The 6,807-nt window shown below is 41.3% G+C and carries 8 protein-coding genes; 5 read left to right on the forward strand and 3 right to left on the reverse strand.

The features are described 5' to 3' along the window. Window positions 1–436, reverse strand: a 436-nt coding sequence (locus WKF69_RS14710) for a site-specific integrase (RefSeq protein ID WP_340382831.1), incomplete at its 3' end; no start/stop codon positions are given. A gap of 33 nt (window positions 437–469) precedes the next feature. Here WKF69_RS14710 and WKF69_RS14715 point away from each other — a divergent pair. Further along, a complete protein-coding gene (locus WKF69_RS14715) occupies window positions 470–883 on the forward strand; it encodes a type II 3-dehydroquinate dehydratase (protein WP_340382832.1) in 414 nt (137 codons plus the stop codon). On the opposite strand, the gene WKF69_RS14720 is transcribed toward WKF69_RS14715, so the two are convergent. Further along, a complete protein-coding gene (locus tag WKF69_RS14720) occupies window positions 878–1,894 on the reverse strand; it encodes a glycosyltransferase family 2 protein (RefSeq protein ID WP_340382833.1) in 1,017 nt (338 codons plus the stop codon). The genes WKF69_RS14715 and WKF69_RS14720 overlap by 6 nt on opposite strands. Next, on the reverse strand, window positions 1,887–2,771 hold the full coding sequence (locus tag WKF69_RS14725; RefSeq protein ID WP_340382834.1) for a lysophospholipid acyltransferase family protein: 885 nt from the start codon (window positions 2,769–2,771) through the stop codon (window positions 1,887–1,889). Before WKF69_RS14725 ends, WKF69_RS14720 begins: the two co-directional genes overlap by 8 nt. A 123-nt stretch (window positions 2,772–2,894) precedes the next feature. Here WKF69_RS14725 and WKF69_RS14730 point away from each other — a divergent pair, with 123 nt between their 5' ends. From WKF69_RS14730 to bioB, 4 genes are all read left to right on the forward strand, one after another. After that, window positions 2,895–3,503, forward strand: coding sequence for a WbqC family protein (locus WKF69_RS14730; RefSeq protein ID WP_340382835.1), 609 nt, complete (start codon window positions 2,895–2,897; stop codon window positions 3,501–3,503). 2 nt (window positions 3,504–3,505) lie between these two features. Next, a complete protein-coding gene (gene corA, locus WKF69_RS14735) occupies window positions 3,506–4,630 on the forward strand; it encodes a magnesium/cobalt transporter CorA (RefSeq protein WP_340382836.1) in 1,125 nt (374 codons plus the stop codon). A 96-nt stretch (window positions 4,631–4,726) separates the two neighbouring features. Further along, window positions 4,727–6,076, forward strand: a complete 1,350-nt coding sequence (gene mgtE, locus WKF69_RS14740; protein WP_340382837.1) for a magnesium transporter — start codon at window positions 4,727–4,729, stop codon at window positions 6,074–6,076. Between the two features lie 87 nt (window positions 6,077–6,163). Then, window positions 6,164–6,807: biotin synthase BioB (gene bioB / locus WKF69_RS14745; RefSeq protein WP_340382838.1), on the forward strand; the 644-nt coding region annotated here is incomplete at its 3' end.

A 6,807-nucleotide genomic window follows, 5' to 3' on the forward strand; every position in this document is an offset into this window, starting at 1 on the left:
TACCGTACAGGGTCTCCAGCATTGCCTTGTTGCGCATGCCTTCCGGTTTCGACAAATCAATAGCGTCGATAATGCTGTTTATTTCGATTATGTTAAGCGTATCAGGGAGTTTCCGGGTCATTTTGGGGCTTTCCAGAAGGGCAGACGGATCAATCTCAATCTTATTATCCAGCACGAGGTATTTGAAAAACGCTTTTAATCCTGAGAGCACCCGCGCCTGGGTGGAAGGGATCATTCCCAACTCATTTACCCAAACCAGAAAGTCTTTAAGGTCGTTTTTAGTGACTTTCAACGGACTCTTTTCTTCGGACCGGGACATGAAAAACTGCAAAAGCTTATCCACATCATGCAAATATGCTTCGATGGTATTCGCTGATAGCGAGCGTTCCAGTTTTAAATAAGCTTTAAAGCCGCGGAGGCTTGGTTGCCAGTCCAAATTATTTTCTAAGTTTGATTAAAATTATTTCTGATGAAGATACAGATCATTAACGGACCAAATTTAAACTTACTTGGCGTACGCGAGAAATCTATTTACGGTGACAGCAGTTTTGAAGATTATCTTAAAACACTCAGAGACAAATATACAATCATCGATATCGACTACTTTCAAAGTAATGTAGAAGGCGAGATCATCAATAAGCTGCATGAAGTTGGTTTTAGCTACGACGGGATCATTCTAAACGGCGGTGCATATACTCACACATCAATCGGTATTGCTGATGCCATTGCAGGAATCAATACCACAGTTGTAGAGGTTCACATCTCTAATATCTATGCCAGGGAAGAATTCAGGCATGTTTCTCTTTCGGGCAAGAACTGCAGGGGAGTGTTAACCGGTTTCGGACTGGATGGTTACAGGCTAGCCCTGGAAAGCTTTCTATAGGCTGTTAAACGTTTTCTTTTTTTGAACAAAGTATTGCCAAACAATGCTTTTGTTCACCAGTGCGGTGCCGTTAAAACGTGCCGTGCTTATTTTACTCGCTTTTTTCCCAGTTTTAAAGATCGCTTTCAAGAACGCAGTATGAGCTTTGTTGATGGCCCGGGCGTGCTTTGGCCGGCCATCATAAAGGAACTTCAACAGAGATACCAGATCAAGCCACAGCCTGATAAAAATGATAATGCTTGCATGAAAGAAGGATAAATTCTTTTGAATTAGGAACAAGTTGTTCCTAAAATTGAGATAGGTTTTAAATGGGTTTTCGGAGTCCAGGGTTCCGCCGCCTACATGATAAACAACCGAGTCCGGGCAATATATTACCTTATAACCGTTGTTTTTTAAACGCCAGCACAGATCTATTTCTTCCATATGGGCAAAGAAGTCTGCATCCAGTCCGCCGACCTCGATCCATTTGTCTCTTTTTATGAATAATGCTGCGCCGGAAGCCCAGAATATTTCTTTTACATCGTCATACTGACCATTATCCGATTCGACTGAGTCAAAAATCCGGCCCCGGCAGAATGGATAGCCGAACATATCCAGGAAACCGCCAGCCGCACCTGCATGTTCGAACTTGTCCTTTTCCTTGTAAGACAATATTTTTGGCTGAGCAGTAGCGATCTGTGCGTCACTCTCCATCAAATCAATAACAGGCTGTATCCATTGCGGTTGAACTTCAACATCCGAGTTCAGTAATATGAAATAATCACTATCAATCTGGTCCAGGACCTTGTTATACCCGCCTGCAAACCCGTAATTGTTGTCGTTGGTGATGACCTCTATTTGAGGATAGTTAGCTCGAATAAATTCCACAGAAGAATCTGTTGATGCATTATCTCCTACAATGATTCGGAGATTAGGGTATGTACTTGCGAATACTGAAGGAAGGAATTGCTGCAAATAGTTCAATCCATTCCAGTTCAAAATCACAACACTTACGCTGGGTAGTTTAGTCATTTTTAATATCCTCAGGCTTAAACTTCCATCGTTTGTGAGACCAAAGCCAATAGTCAGGCTCTTTCTGAATTAGGTGATCGAGCATCCTGGTGTGTGCATCAGTAATTTCGTGCTCTGCACAGTCTTTTGGATTGTCAATTAAAGGTTCAACTACGCTTTTATAATAACCTCTTTTTATGCGTTTTATACTGAAATATATTATCGGGTTATTTGTTTTGGCGGCAATTTTTTCAACTCCAAGGAATACTGCTGTTGGCTGATTCAGGAAGTTTGTGAAGTACTGTGACTCTTCCCTTGTTGGGGTTTGATCTCCCACAAGAACGAGGACATGTGGCTCATTCTTGTACTCAGCCATTTTTCTCAATGTTTGCTTCATTGGGATCATTATGGTTCCGAACCTTGAGCGTACTGAGTTTATCATGTTATCGAACTTGCTATCTGCTAAGGGTTTATATACGACCAGTATCTCGCAGTTCAATTCAAAAGGAATTCCTAACGGACCCCATTCCCAATTACCGTAGTGGCCTGACACAGCAATCACTGATCTTCCTGAGTCAAGGTGTTTTGTGATGTCTTTGAGGTTTTCAAAATGATAACGCTCATTTAATTCAGCTCTGGTAATTGATATGCTTTTGATTGATTCCACGAACATATCGGCCAGAAAGCTGTAAAATCTCTTCTCAATCCCGGAACGTTCTTCACTTGATTTCCCCGGAAATGCATTTGCAAGGTTGGTTTGCACCACGCTTCTCCGATATTTTAATATATGATAAAGAAAGACAAAGAGGAGATCTGAAATGAGGTAAAGAAGCCAGAAGGGGAGCAGAGAAATAAGTTTTAACAGAAAAGCTACAACCCCGAATAAAACTTTATTCATTCTGAAAATCCTAATTACTCAATGTTGCAATGCTTAATCCCATAGTGAATTGAGAACATTCCTTCCAGAAGGGGAGTTTAATTTACTAATTTCGGCTTCCGGATCACAAACTTAACTCATACAATGCAAAAAGGAGCAATTTTCGCTTTATTTTATCTGCCTCCAATTGAGTATTTCAGCAAACTGCTCGAGAATAAAAACCACTTGTTTATTGAAAATGCCGAGCATTTTGAAAAGCAAAGTTATCGGAACAGGGCTTCTATACATTCTCCTAATGGAAAATTAGATCTGATCGTTCCGGTTATTAAAGGATCGAAGAACCATACTAAGGTGAAGGATGTGAGAATCAGCTATGATTTTAACTGGCAGCGGCTCCATATATTAAGCCTTCAGACCAGCTATAGAAGCTCAGCTTATTTTGAATTTTACGAAGATGATCTGATGCCTTTCTTTGAAAAAAAATGGAACTTTTTATTCGACTATAATGAAGAGTTTTTCAATATTTTACTGCGTTTTCTGAAGCTGAACGTAGTTTACGAATACACTAACAACTTTGTTAAGGAAGACTCTGAGAGTCTGGACTTCAGAAGCAGCATTCATCCAAAACGATCTGGTGAGAATGATGTTAACACTTATTTCCAGGTCTTTGAAGAAAGAAATGGTTTTATACCTAATTTGAGCATTGTTGATCTGCTGTTTAATCAGGGACCACAAAGCAATAAATATCTTTAAGTATGGGCAAGATCCGTCGTATACAGCTGAAGTCTAAAAAATATGTTCCTCTACCGGGTACTAGCCCGGGCTCGGTACAGTTATATGAGGGATCTTTAAAGCCCAAAATTACAGCGTACTCTTATGGTTCTTCGGCTTGTCATTCTGAAGAACTTAAATCGTTCAGCGAGCTCGACCAGCATTTTAAGAACCATCCTACATTAACACATTGGATCGATATTCGCGGAATTGGGGATCTTACGCTCTATGACTACCTGGAGAAGAAATTTAAGGTTCATAAACTTGTTCTGGAAGATATTGCCAATATCCAACAGCGGCCTAAGATCGATGAATATGACGATTATCTTTTCGCTGTTAGCAGGATGCTTTATGTAGATTCTGAACTGGAAATTGAAAATGAACAGATATCGTTTTTGCTTTTTCCAAAAGTGCTTTTCAGCTTTCAGGAAAACTATATTGATACGGTTGATCCTGTTATTCACAGGCTCAAATTGGGAAAGGGCAACATTCGTACGGGAGGTACATCCTTTATGCTCTATTCCCTTATGGATATCATCGTTGATAATTACTTTACCCTTATATACCGACTCGGTGATGAGCTTGAAACTATTGAGGAGCTTCTGTACCGCAAGCCCGACAAAACGCTGATGTATCAAACCCAGTCCATTAAACGGGCTATGATCATGATCAGACGGGCTGTATGGCCAGAAAGGGACAAGATTAATGATATGATCCGAAGTGACAGCAAACTAATTCACAAACAGACAAAGACTTTCCTGAAGGATACTTATGATCATTGCATGCAGGTAATTGACCTCGTGGAAAGTTATAAAGATTTGACCACCAGTCTTATCGATATGAATCTATCTTTCATCAGCAACAGGATGAATGAGATCATGAAGGTCCTGACCATCATTTCCTCGATTTTCATTCCTCTCACATTTATAGCAGGGGTTTACGGGATGAATTTCGCATACCAGGATCCTGAGACCGGGAAGATCCTTGAACATAATATGCCCGAGCTCTATTCGGAGAATGGGTATTTATACACGATGGGGGTAATGTGCCTTATTGCCGTAATCCAGATGATATATTTCTGGCGGAAGGGCTGGCTGAGCAATAGATAATAATCATTCAACTGATACGCAAATTCGTATCTCATTAAAAGGACTATACAACGCTAAAAAAAGCCCGTTTCTCATCTGTAATTCCTACTTTTAACAATGCAATCTTTCGAACTGGATAAATCGGACATTCTTAAGATCAGAAAAGCCCTTGAAGAGGATGATTCTGCCTTAAAGGCCCTGATTTCTGAATATCATCCATCAGAAATTGCAATCCTATTTGAGGGTTTACCTCAGGAAGCCCGGGAACGGATCATTAGCATTCTGCCTGCTGAAGCCGCCTCAGAAGTTATTTCTGAGATGGATGCCGAATTCCACCCGGAGAGATTACTTGAAAACCTTCATCCTGAACGCCGGTCTGAGATAGTTGAAGAGCTCGACTATGATGATGCAACCGATATTATCAGCCAGCTTCCCGAAGAGCAGCAGCAAGAGATATTAGAAGAGCTCGACGAGGAGGATGCATCCAATATTCGTTCGCTTTTAAAGTACGATGATGACACTGCGGGTGGTATAATGAATACCCAGGTTATCAAGATCGGTATGAAATTGATGAAAAAGGATGCGCTGGAACTTGTGATCCAGCAATCCGAGGAAATGGAAGAGTTCTACACGATTAATGTTATTGACGATCACAATGTGCTTCGGGGTATAGTTTCGTTGAAGGATATTATCAAAGCCCGAAACAATGTCAGGATCGAGGAAATTATCAAAACGGATTTTGTGTATGTCAAAGCAGATACAGATCAGGAAGAGGTAGCCAGACTGATTTCCCAATATAATCTAACCAGTGTACCGGTGGTTGATGATAATATGCATCTTTTGGGCCGGATAACCTTTGATGACGTCATTGACGTTATGGAAGAAGAAAATACAGAGGATATTCTGAAAATTTCCGGGGTATCTGAGGATGAGGAACTTGCGGGTAACTGGAAAGAGGCGGTAAAGAGCCGTTTGCCATGGCTGATATTAAATCTAGGTACGGCATTTCTTGCAGCATCCGTAATTCGTTATTTTGACAGTTCTATCGCCCGGATGGGAGTACTTGCCGGTTACATGGTTATGATCGCCGGGATGGGAGGAAATGCAGCTACCCAGGCACTCGCAGTCACAGTACGTCGTATTTCATTGAATGACCTGACTGACGATCAGGCGTACAGGACTGTATTAAAGGAATTCACTGTCGGACTAATAAATGGCGCTACTATTGGCTTTATCATTTTCCTTTTTGCTGTTTTTTATGATAGTAACCCGATGCTGGGACTGGTTATTTTTATCGCTATGACGGGAAATTTGATCATTGCCGGTATGGCTGGCTCCTCGATACCCTTAATGCTGAAAAGGGTTGGAATAGATCCAGCAATCGCATCTTCAATTATAATAACCACATTCACAGACGTTTTTGGCTTCCTACTTTTATTGGGATTAGCGAGTAAGCTATTACTGTAGGTCTGGTGAGGCCTTAATCTATTTTTCATTTCAACGCTGGGGTTTTTATTTTAAATTTGCTAATCCGCACAACGGAACATATACCATATGACTGAGATCAGAAATAACTGGACAAAAGAAGAGATATCGGAGATTTACCACAGCCCTTTACTTGATCTTATTTATCGCGCAGCAACTGTACATAGAGAAAATAAAGACTATTCTGAGGTTCAGATAAGCAGCCTGCTTTCTATTAAAACCGGCGGTTGTCCTGAAGATTGCGCTTATTGTCCGCAGGCTGCCCGCTTCCATACGGATGTTGAAGTACAGGCACTAATGTCGGTAGATCAGGTGACCGATGCTGCTCAAAAGGCAAAGGATGCCGGGGCCTCGCGCTTGTGTATGGGTGCCGCCTGGCGCGAAGTGCGTGATAACCGTGATTTTGACCGGGTTATTGACATGGTGAAATCGGTGAATTCTCTTGATATGGAAGTGTGCTGTACTCTTGGTATGCTTACTGAATCTCAGGCGCAAAGATTAGCTGACGCGGGGCTTTATGCCTACAACCATAACCTCGATACGTCTGAAGATGATTACAAGCGGATAATCACCACCCGTACCTATGACGATCGTCTTAAAACGATAGACAACGCCAGAAAAGCGAAATTAACCGTGTGCAGCGGAGGTATAATTGGGTTAGGAGAAACAGTAGAAGACAGAATTTCGATGTTAAAAACCTTGTCAAATATGGT

This window comes from Daejeonella sp., assembly GCF_037719425.1.
Lineage (GTDB): Bacteria > Bacteroidota > Bacteroidia > Sphingobacteriales > Sphingobacteriaceae > Daejeonella.